The organism is Sphingomonas aestuarii, from assembly GCF_054457155.1.
Genome location: NZ_JBTKVV010000002.1, coordinates 359,920 through 376,269, shown reverse-complemented (window position 1 = coordinate 376,269; position 16,350 = coordinate 359,920). Strand labels below are relative to the sequence as shown.

Annotated in this window: 14 protein-coding genes and 1 tRNA gene; 10 read left to right on the top strand and 5 right to left on the bottom strand. The window is 66.1% G+C overall.

What is annotated here, in order from left to right; all coding sequences use genetic code 11:
- Positions 1-123: 123 nt before the first annotated feature.
- A complete protein-coding gene (locus ACX0GZ_RS05025) occupies positions 124-1,014 on the bottom strand; it encodes a prephenate dehydratase (protein WP_458814334.1) in 891 nt (296 codons plus the stop codon).
- A gap of 116 nt (positions 1,015-1,130) precedes the next feature.
- Between ACX0GZ_RS05025 and ACX0GZ_RS05020 the strand changes: the two genes are divergently transcribed.
- Positions 1,131-1,772, top strand: coding sequence for a c-type cytochrome (locus tag ACX0GZ_RS05020; protein WP_458813998.1), 642 nt, complete (start codon positions 1,131-1,133; stop codon positions 1,770-1,772).
- A gap of 205 nt (positions 1,773-1,977) precedes the next feature.
- Here the strand turns inward: ACX0GZ_RS05020 and ACX0GZ_RS05015 are convergent, their stop codons facing one another.
- Both ACX0GZ_RS05015 and ACX0GZ_RS05010 read right to left on the bottom strand, forming a co-directional pair.
- Positions 1,978-2,841 carry an LOG family protein gene (locus ACX0GZ_RS05015; RefSeq protein WP_458813996.1) on the bottom strand — a complete coding sequence of 288 codons (864 nt, stop codon included), beginning with the start codon at positions 2,839-2,841 and terminating at the stop codon, positions 1,978-1,980.
- Between the two features lie 39 nt (positions 2,842-2,880).
- Positions 2,881-3,540 carry an extensin family protein gene (locus ACX0GZ_RS05010; protein WP_458813994.1) on the bottom strand — a complete coding sequence of 220 codons (660 nt, stop codon included), beginning with the start codon at positions 3,538-3,540 and terminating at the stop codon, positions 2,881-2,883.
- A gap of 278 nt (positions 3,541-3,818) precedes the next feature.
- Between ACX0GZ_RS05010 and ACX0GZ_RS05005 the strand changes: the two genes are divergently transcribed.
- The 8 genes from ACX0GZ_RS05005 (at position 3,819) to ACX0GZ_RS04970 (ending at position 13,955) form a co-directional block, all read left to right on the top strand.
- Positions 3,819-4,949, top strand: coding sequence for a phosphoserine transaminase (locus ACX0GZ_RS05005; protein ID WP_458813993.1), 1,131 nt, complete (start codon positions 3,819-3,821; stop codon positions 4,947-4,949).
- Positions 4,950-5,076: 127 nt separating this feature from the next.
- A complete protein-coding gene (gene serA / locus ACX0GZ_RS05000) occupies positions 5,077-6,654 on the top strand; it encodes a phosphoglycerate dehydrogenase (RefSeq protein ID WP_458813991.1) in 1,578 nt (525 codons plus the stop codon).
- A 108-nt stretch (positions 6,655-6,762) separates the two neighbouring features.
- A complete protein-coding gene (locus tag ACX0GZ_RS04995) occupies positions 6,763-7,854 on the top strand; it encodes an ATP phosphoribosyltransferase regulatory subunit (RefSeq protein ID WP_458813989.1) in 1,092 nt (363 codons plus the stop codon).
- Between the two features lie 161 nt (positions 7,855-8,015).
- A complete protein-coding gene (locus tag ACX0GZ_RS04990) occupies positions 8,016-9,176 on the top strand; it encodes an acyl-CoA dehydrogenase family protein (protein ID WP_458813987.1) in 1,161 nt (386 codons plus the stop codon).
- A 105-nt stretch (positions 9,177-9,281) separates the two neighbouring features.
- Entirely contained in the window at positions 9,282-9,902 is a 621-nt protein-coding gene (gene paoA, locus ACX0GZ_RS04985; protein ID WP_458814332.1) for an aldehyde dehydrogenase iron-sulfur subunit PaoA, read from the top strand.
- Positions 9,899-10,852, top strand: coding sequence for an FAD binding domain-containing protein (locus tag ACX0GZ_RS04980; RefSeq protein WP_458813985.1), 954 nt, complete (start codon positions 9,899-9,901; stop codon positions 10,850-10,852). The genes paoA and ACX0GZ_RS04980 overlap by 4 nt, the downstream gene beginning before the upstream one ends.
- The gene (gene paoC, locus ACX0GZ_RS04975) at positions 10,849-13,050 is read left to right on the top strand and encodes an aldehyde oxidoreductase molybdenum-binding subunit PaoC (RefSeq protein WP_458813983.1); all 2,202 of its coding nucleotides are present in this window, start codon (positions 10,849-10,851) and stop codon (positions 13,048-13,050) included. Before ACX0GZ_RS04980 ends, paoC begins: the two co-directional genes overlap by 4 nt.
- Complete coding sequence (locus ACX0GZ_RS04970) at positions 13,047-13,955, top strand: XdhC family protein (RefSeq protein ID WP_458813981.1); 909 nt, start codon at positions 13,047-13,049, stop codon at positions 13,953-13,955. Before paoC ends, ACX0GZ_RS04970 begins: the two co-directional genes overlap by 4 nt.
- Here the strand turns inward: ACX0GZ_RS04970 and ACX0GZ_RS04965 are convergent.
- Positions 13,916-14,007 (bottom strand) — tRNA-Ser (locus ACX0GZ_RS04965). The two genes, ACX0GZ_RS04970 and ACX0GZ_RS04965, sit on opposite strands and share 40 nt — an antisense overlap.
- A gap of 159 nt (positions 14,008-14,166) precedes the next feature.
- Between ACX0GZ_RS04965 and ACX0GZ_RS04960 the strand changes: the two genes are divergently transcribed.
- Positions 14,167-14,964: a DUF1134 domain-containing protein gene (locus tag ACX0GZ_RS04960; protein WP_458813979.1), complete on the top strand. Its 798-nt coding sequence runs from the start codon at positions 14,167-14,169 to the stop codon at positions 14,962-14,964.
- Between the two features lies 1 nt (position 14,965).
- Here ACX0GZ_RS04960 and ACX0GZ_RS04955 read toward each other — a convergent pair whose 3' ends face one another.
- On the bottom strand, positions 14,966-16,294 hold the full coding sequence (locus ACX0GZ_RS04955; protein WP_458813977.1) for a dihydroorotase: 1,329 nt from the start codon (positions 16,292-16,294) through the stop codon (positions 14,966-14,968).
- Positions 16,295-16,350 lie beyond the last annotated feature (56 nt).

Here is a 16,350-nt window from a genome sequence, read left to right as displayed (position 1 = left end):
ACCCGTCACCCCGGACTTGTTCCGGGCTCCACCGGGCGGCAGATGATACCGAAAGAGGATCGAGCAAAGCGCAAGCGGCTTGGTGGACCCCGGAACTAGTCCGGGGTGACGGAAGGGGTGTGGCTAACCCCGCGCCCGCGCCTGTCGGTACGTCCCCAGCAGCCGCACCCATTTGGTATGAAACGCCAGTTCGGCCAGCGCGCGATCGACGGTTGCGTCGCCGGGTCGCCCCTCGATATCGCAATAGAATTGGGTCGCCGCGAAGCTGCCGCCCTGCTGATAGCTTTCCAGCTTGGTCATGTTGACGCCGTTGGTCGCGAAACCGCCCAGCGCCTTGTAGAGCGCGGCGGGGATGTTCTTCACCTCGAACACGAAGGTCGTCATCCACGGCCCCTCCCCCGCAACCGGCGGCGCGTCGCGCGCCAGCACCACGAAGCGCGTGGTGTTGTGATCGGCGTCGGCGATGTCCGCCTCGATCAGGTTGAGCCCGTAGAGCCTCGCCGCCGCCGGGGGCGCGAGTGCTGCGACCGCCGGGTCGGCAAGCTCCGCGACCACCGCTGCGGCGCCCGCGGTGTCGGGATAGACGACCGGCGCGATGCCGTGGTCGCGCAGCCAGTGGCGACACTGGCCGAGTGCCTGTTCGTGGCTCATCGCGGATGTGATCTGATCGCGCGCGCCCACCCCCATCAGCGCATGGCGGATGCCCAGGAAATGCTCAGCCGTGATGACCAGCCCCGATTCGGGCAGCAGGAAATGAATGTCGGCGACGCGCCCGTGGAGCGAATTCTCGATCGGGATGATCGCGCAGTCCGCCCGTCCATCGCGCACCGCATCGATCGCGTCGGTGAAGGAAAAACACGGCAGCGGCAGGCAATCGGGAAAGGCCTCGACCGCGGCGACATGGCTGTTCGCGCCGGGTGCGCCCTGAAACGAGACCGCGCGGCCAGGCTCGGCGGCGGCGGCGGCGGTCATGCGCGCGACGATCGGGCGGGCGGGTTCGGCGAAGCTCTGCATCGTGGTCGCGGGCCTAGTCGCGGGCGAACAAGCGATCAAGCGTGGCTTGCGATAGGCGATATGCCCATCTAAAGGGGCACGACTTTTATTCGCAACACGGCGGGCTGCTGACGCACATGGACAATCGGACGAACACGATCGCGGGCTGGGCATTGGCCGGGTGCACCGCGGCACTTGGACTTTCGATCATCAGCGGCATCTATTTTCATTCGGAGCGCCCCGAAACCATGGGCTATCCGATCGAGGGCGTCGAGGAAGCCGGCGGCGGTGCCGAAGAAGTGCCGATCGCGACCCTGCTCGCCAGCGCCGACCTGGCCGCGGGCGAAGCCTCGTTCGCCAAGTGCGCGGCGTGCCACACCATCAACCAGGGCGGCGCGAACGGGATCGGGCCGAACCTGTGGGCATCGCTGGGCCAGCCGCACGGCCATGTCGCCGGGTTCGCCTATTCGGATGCCTTGAAGAGCATTCCGGGCAACTGGGATTTCCAGAGCATGTCCGATTGGCTGGCCAGCCCGCGCCGCTATGCGCCGGGCACCAAGATGACCTTTGCCGGGCTTTCGAACCCGCAGGAACGCGCGAACATGATCGCGTGGATGAACACGCAAGGCTCGAACCTGCCGCTCCCCGCCGCACCCGCGCCGGGCGAGGAAGAAGCCGCCGAGGGCGCGGAAGGCGAAGCGGATGCTGCCGCCAATGCGACCGACGCCGATGCGAATGCGACGGATGCGGCAGCGGAGAACGCGACCGCCGCCCAATAAGCGCCGTTCGGTTTGAGATAGCAAAAGCCCCGGCGGTGCGGACTGCCGGGGCTTTTTTTCGTTCTAAACTCCTCCCCTGTTCGGGGGAGGTGGCAGCACGAAGTGCTGAGGGAGGGGGCGCCCCGCAGCACAGCGTCTGCGGCCAACCCCCTCCACCATCCTTCGGATGGTTCCCCTCCCCCGGTGGGGGGGGAGGAATTATCGGTCAAAACTCGTCGCTGTAGAACCGCTTGATCGCGTCCCAGCCTTCTTCAGCGGTCTCGCAATAGGTGATGAGGTCGAGGTCGCGGGGTGAGATCACGCCTTCCTCGCACAATGCCTCGAAGCTGACCACGCGGTCCCAGAATTCGCGGCCATAGAACAGCACCGGAATGCGCGCGATCTTGCCGGTCTGGATCAGCGTCAGCAGCTCGAAACTCTCATCGAACGTGCCGAACCCGCCCGGAAAGACCGCCACCGCACGCGCGTGGAGCAGAAAGTGCATCTTCCTGAGCGCGAAATAGTGGAACTGCATCGACAGCGACGGCGTGACGTAGGGATTGGGCGCCTGTTCGTGCGGCAGGACGATGTTCAGCCCGATCGAATCGGCGCCGACATCCTGCGCGCCGCGATTGGCGGCTTCCATGATCGACGGCCCGCCGCCCGAACACACGACGAAGTGACGCTTGCCGTCCTCGTCCACGGGAAACTTGCTCGAAATCCGCGCCAGTTCGCGCGCGACGTCGTAATATTTGGACTTGGCGACCAGCCGCTCGGCGATCCGGCGCGACTGGTCGTCCTCCGCCAGTTCCAGCAGCGCGGCGGCCTTTTCCGGCTCGGGAATGCGCGCCGATCCGTACATCACCAATGTCGATGCGATATTCGCTTCGTCGAGCAGCAATTGCGGTTTCAGCAATTCGAGCTGGAAGCGGACGGGACGCAGATCCTCGCGCAGCAGGAAATCCATGTCCTGGAACGCCAGCTTATAGGCGGGATGTTCGGTCTGCGGGGTATGCGACTGGGCGCGGGCGGTTTCGGCGTCTTCCTGCGCTCGGGCGAAAACGCGGCTCGGTACTTTGGTTTCGGTCATTTCGTCGGCGTTAGCGGGTTTTCGGGGGCCGCGATAGCCTTACCGGCAGAAGGGTCCGCGCCCCATGTCGAAATGGAAATGGTCGTGGTGCGCGGCGTTATATTCGGGGCTGAGCACGGTGCGAAACCGCTTGCACGCCGACTGGTGGATGACGGTCAGGAACTGCTTGGTCGCAGGGTCGCTGGTCCGCCAGTCGCCGCGAATGGTGATGCGGCGTCCATCCGCCAGCACGAAGCCCGACACGTCGATCGCGTTGGCCAGCGCATGTTCGGACAAGCGCCCCGATGCCGCCGTACCGCCACCGACGATCCCGCGACAGCTATAGGTGCCCATCGTCTCCACCCGGACCAGCTCGCTTCCCAGCATCTGCCGCGCGGCGGGGCGCACGGCATGTTCGACCCAGGCGGAGAAGTTGCGCGCGAGCGGACAGCGGATCGAGGTGATGCCGGTGACCGGCACGCCGATGTCGAGCAGTTGCACCGCCCCGATCACCACGCAGCCGCCGCCGAAATCGCGATCGGGCAGCGGCGAATAGCGTATGTTCGCGCGCGAGAGGTCGGTGAAGCATTGCTGCGTTTCCGCGCTCGGTCGGCTGAACAGAGTGCGCGGACCCGATGGGCGTTCGGCGATCCGCTTGGGCGGCACGTCGCGCGCCCGGTCGCCCCCGCCGAAACAGGCAGCGAGCAACAGGGGCAACATCGCTGCTGCGGACAACCGACCGATACGCATCGGTGACGACTATAGCCGGGGCGACTCCAGCTTGCCCACCCTTTGCGGCCAGCGTTGCGACCACTTGTGCTCCGGCGAAAGCCGGAGCGTTGGGTAGAGGTCACGCGATCGCCGCCAGCGCTCCGGCATTCGCCGGAGCACGGAACGCGCTGGTCGCGACACGGTTGACTCACCACCCCACATCGCTAGGGCCGTCGGCGGGCCACGCGGCCCCAACGCCGCGCGCGCTCTCTGTGAGGAGAGACTACATGACTGATTACCCGCCGAAGCCGGCCACGAAACCGACGCGTCCGCATTTTTCGTCCGGACCCTGCGCCAAGCCTCCGGGCTGGACCCCCGAACAACTCGATACCGCCGTGATGGGCCGCTCGCACCGGTCGAAGCTGGGCAAGACGCGGCTGCAATACGCCATCGACCTCATGCGCGAGATGCTGCGCCTGCCCGACACGCACCGCATCGGCATCGTCCCCGGTTCCGACACCGGCGCGTTCGAAATGGCGATGTGGACGATGCTCGGCGCGCGTCCGGTGACGACGCTGGCGTGGGAAAGTTTCGGCGAAGGCTGGGTGACCGACGCGGTCAAGCAGTTGAAGCTCGATCCCACCGTGCTCCGCGCCGATTATGGGCAGCTCCCCGATCTGAACGCGGTCGACTGGTCGAACGACGTGCTGTTCACCTGGAACGGCACGACCTCGGGCGTGCGCGTGCCGGACGGCGAGTGGATCGCCGAGGACCGCGAAGGGCTGTCCTTCGCCGACGCGACCAGCGCGGTGCTCGCCTATGACATCCCGTGGGACAGGATCGATGTCGCGACCTTTTCGTGGCAAAAGGTGCTGGGCGGCGAAGGCGGGCACGGTGTCCTGATCCTCGGCCCGCGCGCGGTCGAGCGGCTGGAACATTATACCCCGGCCTGGCCGCTGCCCAAGGTGTTTCGTCTGATGGCCAAGGGCAAGCTGGCCGAGGGCGTGTTCAAGGGCGAGACGATCAACACGCCGTCGATGCTGGCGGTCGAAGACGCGATCTTCGCGCTCGAATGGGCGAAGGCGCTCGGTGGCCTCGACGGGTTGATCGCGCGCTCGGACGCCAATGCCGCCGCGCTCGACAAGATCGTGGCGGACCGCGACTGGCTCGGGCATTTGGCGTCGGACCCGGCGACGCGGTCGAAAACCAGCGTCTGCCTGACGGTCGACGGTGCGGATGAAGCGCTCATCAAGAAGATGGCATCGCTTCTGGAGGCCGAACACGCCGCTTATGACGTGGCCGGATATCGCGATGCCCCGCCGGGCCTGCGTATCTGGTGCGGCGCGACGGTGGACACGTCCGATATCGAGGCGCTCGGCCCCTGGCTCGACTGGGCCTATGCGAGCGCCCGCCAATAACCTCATTGTCATTCCCGTGAAGGCGGGAATCCATAATCTCGAACGTCGGTCAACAAAGCGCAGCTTCAGCGTGTATGGATCCCCGCCTTCGCGGGAATGACGGACGTGGAATTAAAAGGACCATCCCATGCCCAAAGTGCTCATCAGCGACAAAATGGACCCCAAGGCCGCCCAGATCTTCCGCGAACGCGGGGTCGAGGTGGACGAGATCACCGGCAAGACGCCGGAAGAACTGGCCGCGATCATCGGCGACTATGACGGCCTCGCCATCCGTTCCTCGACCAAGGTGACCCAGGCGATCCTCGACGCCGCGACCAATCTGAAAGTCGTGGGGCGCGCCGGGATCGGCGTCGATAATGTCGATATCCCGGCGGCATCGGCCAAGGGCGTGGTCGTCATGAACACGCCGTTCGGCAATTCGATCACCACCGCCGAACACGCCATCGCGCTGATGTTCGCGCTCGCTCGCCAGCTTCCCGAGGCCGACGCATCGACCCAGGCGGGCAAATGGGAAAAGAACCGCTTCATGGGCGTCGAGCTGACGTCGAAGACGCTGGGCCTGATCGGCGCGGGCAATATCGGCTCGATCGTCGCCGACCGCGCGCGCGGGCTTCGCATGAAGGTCATCGCCTTCGATCCGTTCCTGACGCCCGAACGCGCGATCGAAATGGGCGTGGAAAAGGTCGAGCTGGACCAGTTGCTGGCGCGCGCGGACTTCATCACGCTCCACACCCCGCTGACCGACAGCACGCGCAACATCCTGTCCGCCGAAAATCTCGCCAAGACCAAGAAGGGCGTGCGGATCATCAACTGCGCGCGTGGCGGGCTGATCGATGAAGCGGCACTCAAGGACGCGCTCGATTCGGGCCATGTCGCGGGCGCAGCGCTCGACGTGTTCGTGACCGAACCGGCCAAGGAATCGCCCCTGTTCGGCACGCCCAATTTCGTCTCCACCCCGCATCTGGGCGCATCGACCAGCGAAGCGCAGGTCAATGTCGCGATCCAGGTCGCCGAGCAGATGGCGGATTATCTAGTCAACGGCGGCGTCACCAACGCGCTCAACATGCCGAGCCTGTCGGCAGAGGAAGCCCCGCGGTTGAAGCCGTACATGGCGCTTGCCGAAAAGCTCGGCAGCCTCGTCGGCCAACTCGCCCACGGCGCGCTCAAATCGATCGCGATCGAGGTCGAGGGCGCGGCGGCCGAACTAAACCAGAAGCCGATCACCGGCGCAGTGCTGGCGGGTCTGATGCGCGTCCATTCGGACACGGTGAACATGGTCAACGCGCCCTATCTGGCCAAGGAACGCGGGCTAGACGTCCGTGAGGTGCGGCACGAGCGCGAGGGTGATTACCACACGCTGGTGCGGGTGACGGTCAAGACCGAGGCGGGGGATCGCTCGGTCGCGGGGACTTTGTTCGGCAACGAAGCCCCGCGCCTGGTCGAATTGTTCGGGATCAAGGTCGAGGCCGATCTGGCGGGCAACATGCTCTATGTCGTCAACGAAGACGCGCCCGGGTTCATCGGCCGCATCGGCTCGCTGCTGGGTGAGGAAGGCGTCAACATCGGCACCTTCCATCTCGGACGCCGCGATGCGGGCGGTGAGGCGGTGTTGCTGCTGTCGGTGGACGATCCGGTGTCAAACGAGCTGGTCGCCAAGGTCCGCGCGCTGCCGGGCGTGCGCATGGCAATGGCGCTCAGGTTCTGACAAAACCGTCATCCCAGCGAAAGCTGGGATGACGAGCGGCAGGTGCGGGAGCCTGCGGCACAATATCCCGGCTTTCGCCGGGATGACGCTTGGTTCAAAGGGGCACCCATGACCGGACTTCTCCCCAAGGGCTTTCACGACCTCCTCCCTCCGCTCGCCGATGCCGCCGCGCGGTTCGAGGAAGCGGTGCTCGGCGCGGCGTTCTCGCATGGTTACGAACGCGCCGACCCGCCGCTCGCCGAGTTCGAGGAGACGCTGACCGGTCGGCTGAAATCCGGCGGCGCGGCGCATGCGGTGCGCTTCGTCGATCCGGTGTCGGGGCGCATGCTCGCGATCCGGCCCGACATCACCAGCCAGATCGGGCGCATCGCGGCCACCCGCATGGCGCATCACCCGCGTCCGGTGCGGCTGAGCTATGCGGGGCCGGTGCTGCTGCTGGCGGGCACCGATCTGCGCCCGGAACGCACCCGCCGCCAGTTGGGCTGCGAGCTGATCGGGCTCGATTCGGTCGCCGCGGTGCGCGAGATCGTCGCCGTCGCGGTCGAGGCGCTGCACGCTGCGGGCTGTCCTGCGCTGACCATCGACCTGACGCTGCCCGATCTGGTGGATACGCTGGCCAAGAATCGCGACGCCGCCACGGTCGAGGCATTGCGCGACCGGCTCGATGCCAAGGACGCCGGCGGGGTTGCCGAAATCGATGCAACCTTCCTGCCGCTGATCGATGCTGCTGGGCCGTTCGACCAGGCGATCAAACGCCTGCGCGCGCTGGACACCGGCGGCGTACTGACCACCCGCATCGACGCGCTGGTAGCGATTGCGCAAAGCGTCGGCGACCGCGCGACGCTGACGCTCGACCCGACCGAGCGTCATGGGTTCGAATATCAGAGCTGGTTCGGCTTCTCGATCTTCGCTGACGGCGCGCGCGAGGAGATCGGGCGGGGCGGGACCTACACCGTCGTCGCCGACGGGCGCGAGGAAGCGGCGGTCGGCTTCTCGCTCTACGTCGATCCGGTTTTGGAAGCAGGGATTGTGTCTACCGAGCGACGGCGGCTGTTCGTGCCGCTGGGGAGCGACCCGGCGGTGGTCGCGCGGTTGCGTGGCGAAGGCTGGGTCACGGTCGCGGCGCTTGAGGACAGCGACAGTGCCGCTGCACAGGCGTGCACGCACCTGTTGACGTTGGACGGACCAGCGCCACTCTAAACGTCATCCCAGCGAAGGCTGGGATATCAGGCGGCACAGGACCGTATGCGGCACGATATCCCAGCTTCCGCTGGGATGACGGCGCGTGGAAGTCCGTTTCCATTTGCAACCAACCTCACCCCCATGCACCATGTCCCAAACAAGACATGAGGGGATGCGCGATGGCGCTCGATTTTCCGCAAGCCAGCTTCATGGCCGACGAAGAACTGCAAATGCTGGCCGATTCCGCGCGCCGCTTCTTCGAACGCGCTGCCCCGCCCGAACGCGTCGAGGCATGGCGCGAAGCCGGCCAGGTCGACCGCGATTTCTGGCGCGAAGCGGGCGCCGCAGGCTTCCTCGGCGTCAGCGTTCCGACCGAATATGGCGGCCAGGGCGGCGATTTCCGGCATGACGTGGTGCTGGTCAATGAAGTCCAGCGCGCCGGGCTCGACGGCTTTGCACTGTCGCTGCACAATGTGATCGTCGTCCCCTATATCCAGCTTCACGGCACCGAAGAGCAGAAGCATCGCTGGCTCCCCGGCCTGTCGAACGGCGATCTGGTCTCGGCCATCGCGATGAGCGAACCCGGCGCAGGCTCCGACCTTCAGTCGATCCGCACCACCGCGATCCGCGACGGCGACGATTATGTCATCAACGGATCGAAGACCTTCATCTCCAACGGCCAGCTCGCCGACCTGATCGTCGTCGTCGCCAAGACCGATCCGGCGGAAGGCGCAAAAGGCATCTCGTTGCTGGTGGTCGAGGCCGACAAGGTCACGGGCTTTCGCCGTGGACGCAAGCTCGACAAGATCGGACTCGATGCGCAGGACACGTCGGAGCTGTTCTTCGACGATGTCCGCATCCCCGCCGACAATCTGCTGGGCGGAATCGAAGGGCGCGGCTTCGCGCAATTGATGGCGGAGCTGCCACGCGAACGGATGATCATTGCGCTCGGCAGCCAGAATTCGATGGAGCGCGCGATCGAGGTGACCATCGAATACACCCGCGAACGAAAGGCGTTCGGCCAGCCGCTCATCAGTTTCCAGAACACCCAGTTCAAACTCGCCGAGATGAAGGCCAAGGCGCGCGTCGGGCGCAGTTTCATCAACGAATGCGTGGACAAGGCGGTGAAGGGCGAACTCGACGGCACGACATCGGCGATGGCCAAGATGTGGGCGTCGGAAACCGAATGGGAAATCGTCGATGCCTGCCTGCAACTCCACGGCGGCTATGGCTATATCAACGACTATCCGATCGCCCGGATTTTCCGTAACGCGCGGGTGTCGCGCATCTATGGCGGGTCGACCGAGATCATGAAATTGCTGGTCGCGAGAAGTTTGTGAACGACCTGGCCCGGCGTGCGTTGAGCGGCGGCGGGCGAACGTTTCTGATAACGAGCGGACGCGCGGATGGCGGGAGCGCAGGCGATGCGGAACGATGAGGTAGGCATGTCACGACGCGGGGTTTTGATCGGCAGCGCGGCGACCGCTGCGGCCACCCAGATGCCCGCCGTCGCCGCAGAGGCGACGGCGCCGAAGCAGGCCGCTGCTTCACCCAGCACTTCCAGCATATCGTTGCGCGTCAACGGCGCGGATCACAGCCTGACGCTCGACAATCGCACCACGCTGCTCGATGCGCTGCGCGAGCATCTGAACTTGACCGGCTCCAAAAAGGGGTGCGATCACGGCCAGTGCGGCGCGTGCACCGTGCTGGTCGACGGCAAGCGGATCAATGCCTGTCTGTCGCTCGCGGTGATGCATGACGGCGACTCGATCACGACGATCGAGGGACTGGGCAGCCCCGAGCAACTGCACCCTATGCAGGCGGCCTTCATCAAGCATGACGGCTATCAATGCGGCTATTGCACACCCGGCCAAATCTGTTCGGCCGTCGCCGTGATCGAGGAAATCAAGGCAGGCATCCCCAGCCATGTCAGCGGCGACATCACCCGCCGCCCCCGCATCACGAGTGACGAAATGCGCGAACGGATGAGCGGCAACATCTGTCGCTGCGGCGCCTATTCGAACATATTGGATGCGATGACCGAAATTGCGGGAGCGGACGCATGAGGCCGTTCACCTACGAACGCGCGACAAGCGTCGCCGATGCCGCTGCTGCCGCTGCCCGCACTCAGGGCGCAAAGTTCATCGCTGGCGGCACCAATCTGCTCGACCTGATGAAGCTGGAGATCGAGACGCCGGTTCACCTGATCGACGTCAACGGGCTGGGCCTCGACCGGATCGAACGGGTCGACGGCGGCGGGCTTCGCATCGGCGCGCTGGTGCGCAACACCGACCTGGCGGCGAACGACCGGGTGCGGCGCGATTACGGCGTGCTGTCGCGCGCCTTGCTGGCGGGCGCATCGGGCCAGCTGCGCAACAAGGCGACGACCGCAGGCAATCTGCTTCAACGGACGCGCTGTCCCTATTTCTACGACACCAATTTGCCGTGCAACAAACGCAAGCCCGGATCGGGCTGTGCCGCGATCGGCGGGTATAGCCGGCAATTGGGCGTGATCGGCACCAGCGACGCGTGCATCGCCACCAACCCCAGCGACATGAACGTCGCACTGCGGCTGCTCGATGCGTCGGTGGAGACGGTACGGCCCGACGGCTCCACGCGCGCGATCCCGATCGCCGATTTCCATCTGCTCCCCGGCAGCACGCCGCATGTGGAAACCGCGCTCGACCCCGGTGAGTTGATCACCGCGATCACCCTGCCCCGGCCGCTGGGTGGCGAGCATTTCTATCACAAGGTCCGCGACCGCGCTTCCTATGCCTTTGCGTTGATCTCGGTCGCCGCCGTCGTTCAGCGCAACGGATCGGGCCGGGTCGCGGTCGGCGGCGTCGCGCCCAAGCCGTGGCGCAGCGAAGGGGCCGAGGGCGCGCTTCGCAGCGGCGCCAGACCGGTCGTCGCGCAATTGCTCGGCGGCGCCACCCCCACCCATCACAACGCGTTCAAGGTGCCGCTGGTCGAGCGCACGCTTGCTGCGGTGTTGAACGAAGCGAGGACCGCATGAGGTTCGATACCCCCGCAGGCCCCAACCCGATCGACCGGATGACTGTGGTCGGAAAGCCGATCGACCGCATCGACGGTGCGCTCAAGACGACGGGCCGCGCGCCCTATGCCTATGAACGCCACGACGCGGTGCCCAATCCTGCCTATGGCCACATCGTCGGTGCCGCGATCGCCAAGGGCCGGATCGCCAGCATGGACACGCGCGACGCCGAAGCCGCGCCCGGCGTGCTCGCCGTCGTCACCGCGGCCAACGCAGGCAAGCTGACCAAGGGCAATTTCAACACCGCCAAACTGCTCGGCGGGCCGGAGATCGACCATTATCACCAAGCGATCGCGGTGGTCGTTGCCGAAACCTTTGAACAGGCGCGTGCCGCCGCTGGGTTGCTCCGCGTCGATTACGCGCGCACCGATGGTCGCTACGACCTCGAACATGCGATGGCATCTGCTGTCGAGCCCAGCGGCGACGACAATGCCGACACCCGGACCGGCGATTTCGAAGGCGCGTTCGATGCCGCCACCGTTCAGTTCGACGGTCGCTACACCACCCCCGACCAGAGCCACGCGATGATGGAGCCGTTCGCATCGACCGCGCAGTGGGACGGCGACCAACTGACCGTGTGGACCGCCAACCAGATGGTCGCGTGGGGTCGCGGCGATGTCGCGCGAACGCTGGGCATCCCGAAAGACAAGGTGCGGCTGATCTCTCCCTATATCGGCGGCGGGTTCGGCGGTAAGCTGTTCGTCCGCAGCGACGCCATCCTGGCCGCGCTGGGCGCGCGTGCCGCCAAGCGGCCGGTAAAGGTCGCGATGACACGGCCCTTGTCGATCAACAACGCGACGCATCGGCCCAAGACCATCCAGCGCATCCGCATTGGCGCCACCAAAGACGGCAAGATCACCGCGATCGGCCATGAAAGCTGGTCGGGCGATCTGCCCGGCGGCGGTCCCGAGGTTGCGACCCAGCAGACCCGCCTGCTTTACGCAGGCGCAAACCGACTGACCGCGATGCGGCTGGCGGTGCTCGATCTGCCGGAGGCGAACGCGATGCGCGCGCCCGGCGAAGCGCCGGGAATGATGGCGCTGGAAATCGCGATCGACGAAATGGCGGAAAAATTGGGGATGGACCCGGTGCAGTTCCGCATCCTCAACGATACTCAGGTCGACCCGGAAGCGCCCGATCGTCCCTTTTCGCAGCGCCAGTTCGTCGAATGTCTGCGTACCGGCGCGGACCGCTTCGGCTGGACCAAGCGCAACGCCACGCCCGCGCAGCGCCGTGACGGCAGGTGGCTGATCGGCATGGGCGTGGCGTCGGCGTTTCGGAACAACCTCAACATGACGTCGGGCGCGCGCGTCCGACTGGGCCGCGACGGGACCGTCACGGTCGAGACCGACATGACCGATATCGGCACCGGCAGCTATACGATCCTGGCGCAGACCGCGGCCGAAATGCTGGGCGTGCCGATTGAGCGGGTTCGCGTCGTACTGGGCGATTCGAGCTTTCCGGTATCGGCGGGCTCGGGTGGCCAGTGGGGCGCGAACAGCTCGACCGCCGGGCTTTACGCCGCCTGCGTCAAGCTGCGCGACGTGGTGGCGACCAAGCTCGGCCTCGATCCCCAGGCCGCCGAGTTCACCGATGGTCGCGTGATCGCGGGAAATCGCAGCGTTCCGCTGACCGACGCGACCAGCGACGGCGATCTGGTCGCCGAGGACAAGATCGAATTCGGCGATCTGGGGAAAAAGTTCCAGCAATCGACCTTCGGCGCGCATTTCGTCGAGGCCGCAGTCGACTCCTATACCGGAGAGACCCGTATCCGGCGGATGCTGGCGGTCTGCGCGGCGGGTCGCATCCTCAACCCCAAATCGGCGCGCAGCCAGGTGATCGGCGCGATGACAATGGGCGTCGGCGGCGCGTTGATGGAGGAACTGGCGGTGGACACGCGCTTCGGCCTGTTCGTCAATCACGATCTCGCCAGCTATGAAGTGCCGGTCCACGCCGACATCCCGCATCAGGACGTGATCTTCCTCGACGAGGCTGACGACAAGGTGTCGCCGATGAAGGCCAAGGGCGTCGGCGAGCTTGGCCTGTGCGGCGTCGGCGCGGCGGTCGCCAATGCAGTGTACAACGCCACCGGCGTCCGCGTGCGCGACTATCCGATCACGCTCGACAAATATCTCGACGGCCTGCCGGCAATCGGATGAACGCTTACGACCTGTCGGCGCTTCGGCTGCTGGCGGAACATGACGGCGCGCTGTGCACGATCGTCGGGATCGAGGGCAGCTATTCGCGCGCGATCGGCAGCCATCTGGCGATCGCCTGGGACGGGCGGATGGCGGGGTCGCTCGCCGATGGCTGTCTGGAAGCCGAACTGGCCACCCATGCGGCGGCGCTGCGTGGCAAGCCAGCGCAGATCGTCCGCTTCGGTCGCGGGTCGTCGATGATCGATTTTCGCCTGCCATGCGGCAGCGGCATCGACATTCATATCGACCCCGCGCCCGATCGGGAACGCATCGCGCACATCCTGTCCGAATTAGGCGCCAGACGTATCGCGACGCTCGATATCGGCGACCTGATCCTTAGCTATATCCCTCCGCTGCGCGTCGTCGCCTTGGGCGGCGGCCCGGAAGTCGATGCCGTCGAGCGATTGGCCGCGGCGATGGACATCGACTGCGAAACCCATCGCCCCGCCGACGCGCACCATCCGGGCCTGACCCTGGGCCAGGCGCCGAGCGGCATCACCGCCGACCCCTGGACCGCAATCCTGATGCTGTTTCACGATCACGAATGGGAACAGGCGCTGCTCGAATGGGCGATCGCGACCCCGGCATTTCACATCGGCGCGATCGGCGGCTGGCGCACCCGCGAGCGTCGCCTGGAGCAACTGGCAGCGCGCGGCCTTCCCGAATCCGCGACGCGCCGCATCCGGGCGCCGGTCGGCCTGATCCCGTCGACCCGCGATCCGGCCACGCTGGCGCTGTCGATCCTCGCGCAAGTCGTCGGCGAATATGATCGGATTGGTCGCCGCGAAGAGGCACTGCCGAAAAGCGTGCGATCGACGACCAAGGCTGGCGGAGACGGAGGGATTCGAACCCTCGGTACCCTTTAAGAGGTACGACGCTTTAGCAAAGCGTTGGTTTCAGCCACTCACCCACGTCTCCAGGCCGGTGCCGAGCGCGGGCTATAGCGAGCAGGCGAGCACCGATCAACACCCGTTTTCCCGCGGGTTCGGCGCGAAATCGACTCGGGTCATCGCCCGTTCATTGCGCTTCGTCGATGCTTGCGCATAGTCAGGTCGGCGATGCGCCTTGGGTGGGGTAATGAAGATGCGTAGGTTTTGGGTTGCGGCGATGGCCGCTCTGTTCGTGGCGACAACGCCCGCGATGGCGCAGATGCAGACGGTCGATCCCAATAATGCGATCGATCGCGACCTCCAGCCCGGTTATCAGCAAGACTATCAGCCACAGCCGCCCGTCGAGCCGGTCGAACCGACCTATCAGGATCAACCCGTGCCGGTCGATCCCGCCCCCGCCTATCCGACGCAGCATCAGGGCGAACCGCGCGTCGCCGATCAGCTCGACATCGCCCCGCCGAGCGCCATGCCCGGCGCCGCGGACCAGGCCCGCATTGCCGCCTCGACCTACCGTCGCGACGACCTGATCGGTGCAGCCGAAGGCGTTTTCGGCAAGGGCGCCGCGGGGCTTGCCGGCATCATCGAGGATATCTTGCGCGAACAGGGCGAGCCCAACGCCTACATCGCCGGGCGCGAGGCGTCCGGCGCGTTCATCGTCGGCCTGCGTTACGGTTCGGGGATCATGCATCACGCCATCGAAGGGCAGCGCCCGGTTTACTGGACCGGTCCTTCGGTTGGCTTCGATGTCGGCGGCGACGCCGCCAACGTGTTCGTGCTGGTCTATAACCTCTACGATTCGCAGGAACTCTACAAACGCTTCCCTGCGGGCGAAGGCCGCGTCTATTTCGTCGGCGGATTTTCCGCGAGCTACATGCGGCGCGGCGACGTCGTGCTGATCCCCGTGCGGCTGGGCGTAGGCTGGCGGCTCGGGGTCAACGCGGGCTATATGAACTTCACGGAAAAATCGCGCTGGCTGCCCTTCTGATCTAACCAGGGAACTCGGTCGCCTCGAACCTGACGGGGCGGCCGGTGGCGGCCCCGGCGAGTTCGCCGTCCCACATCACCCGGCCGCCACGCACGATCGTCCCCATCGGCTTGCCGGTCAGGTTGCGCCCGGTGAAGGGTGACCAGCCGCAGCGCGACGCCAGCCATGCCTCGTCGACAGTCCAGCGCTTCTTCAAATCGACGACGGTGAAATCGGCGTCATATCCGACCGCAATCCGCCCCTTGCCCGCAATCCCGAAGATACGCTGCGCCCCCGCACTGGTCAGGTCGATCAGCCGCGCCAGCGTCAGCCGTCCGTTCGCGACATGGTCGAGCAGCAGCGGAAGCAGCGTCTGAACCCCCGGCATACCGCTGGGGCTCGACGGGTAGGGCTTGGCCTTTTCCTCGATCGTGTGGGGCGCATGGTCCGATCCGATCACGTCGGGCACGCCTTGCGTCACCCAGTGCCACAGCCCGTCGCGGTGCGCGCGCGAACGGATCGGCGGGTTCATCTGGGCATGGCTGCCCAGTTCGGGATAGGCCTCTTCCCCGGCCAGCGTCAGGTGCTGGGGCGTGACTTCGCAACTGGCGATGTCCTTGTTGGCGCCCAGCAGTTCCAGCTCGGCGGGCGTCGTCACGTGCAGCACATGGATGCGCCGCCGGGCTTCGCGTGCGAGGCTCAGGATGCGCCTTGTGGCCAGCATCGCGCTTTCGTCATCGCGCCAGACGGGATGCGAGGACGGGTCGCCAGCGACGCGCAGACCGGCGCGTTCGTTCATCCGCGCCTCGTCCTCGGCATGGATCGCCACGCGACGCTGGCCCGATGCCAGCACCCGTGCCAGCTCGGCATCCTCTGCCACCAGCAGGCTGCCGGTCGATGCGCCCATGAAAATCTTGACCCCCGCCGCACCGGGAAGCCGCTCCAACTCCGCCAGATGCTCGGCATTGGCCGATGTCGCGCCGACATAGAAAGCATGGTCGCACCACATCCGGTCGCGCGCGCGCGCCAGCTTGTCGGCGACCGCCTCGGCGGTGTCGGTGTTGGGGTTGGTGTTGGGCATTTCGAACACCGCGGTCACGCCGCCAAGCACCGCGGCGCGGCTGCCGCTTTCCAGGTCTTCCTTGTGTTCGAGACCGGGCTCGCGGAAATGGACCTGGGTGTCGATCACGCCGGGCAGGATGTCGAGCCCGGTGCAGTCGATCGCCTCGCCCGCATCGCCGCTGACGCCGATCGCTGCGATCTTGCCCGCGCGCACGCCGACATCGGCGCGCACCGGACCGCTGGGCGTATGGACGGTGCCGTTGGACAGGATCAGGTCATAGCTGGGCATGGTCGGCGCTTTCCTCGTCGTTCGGGCTTGTAACCCGTGCGGGCGAGACCCTAACT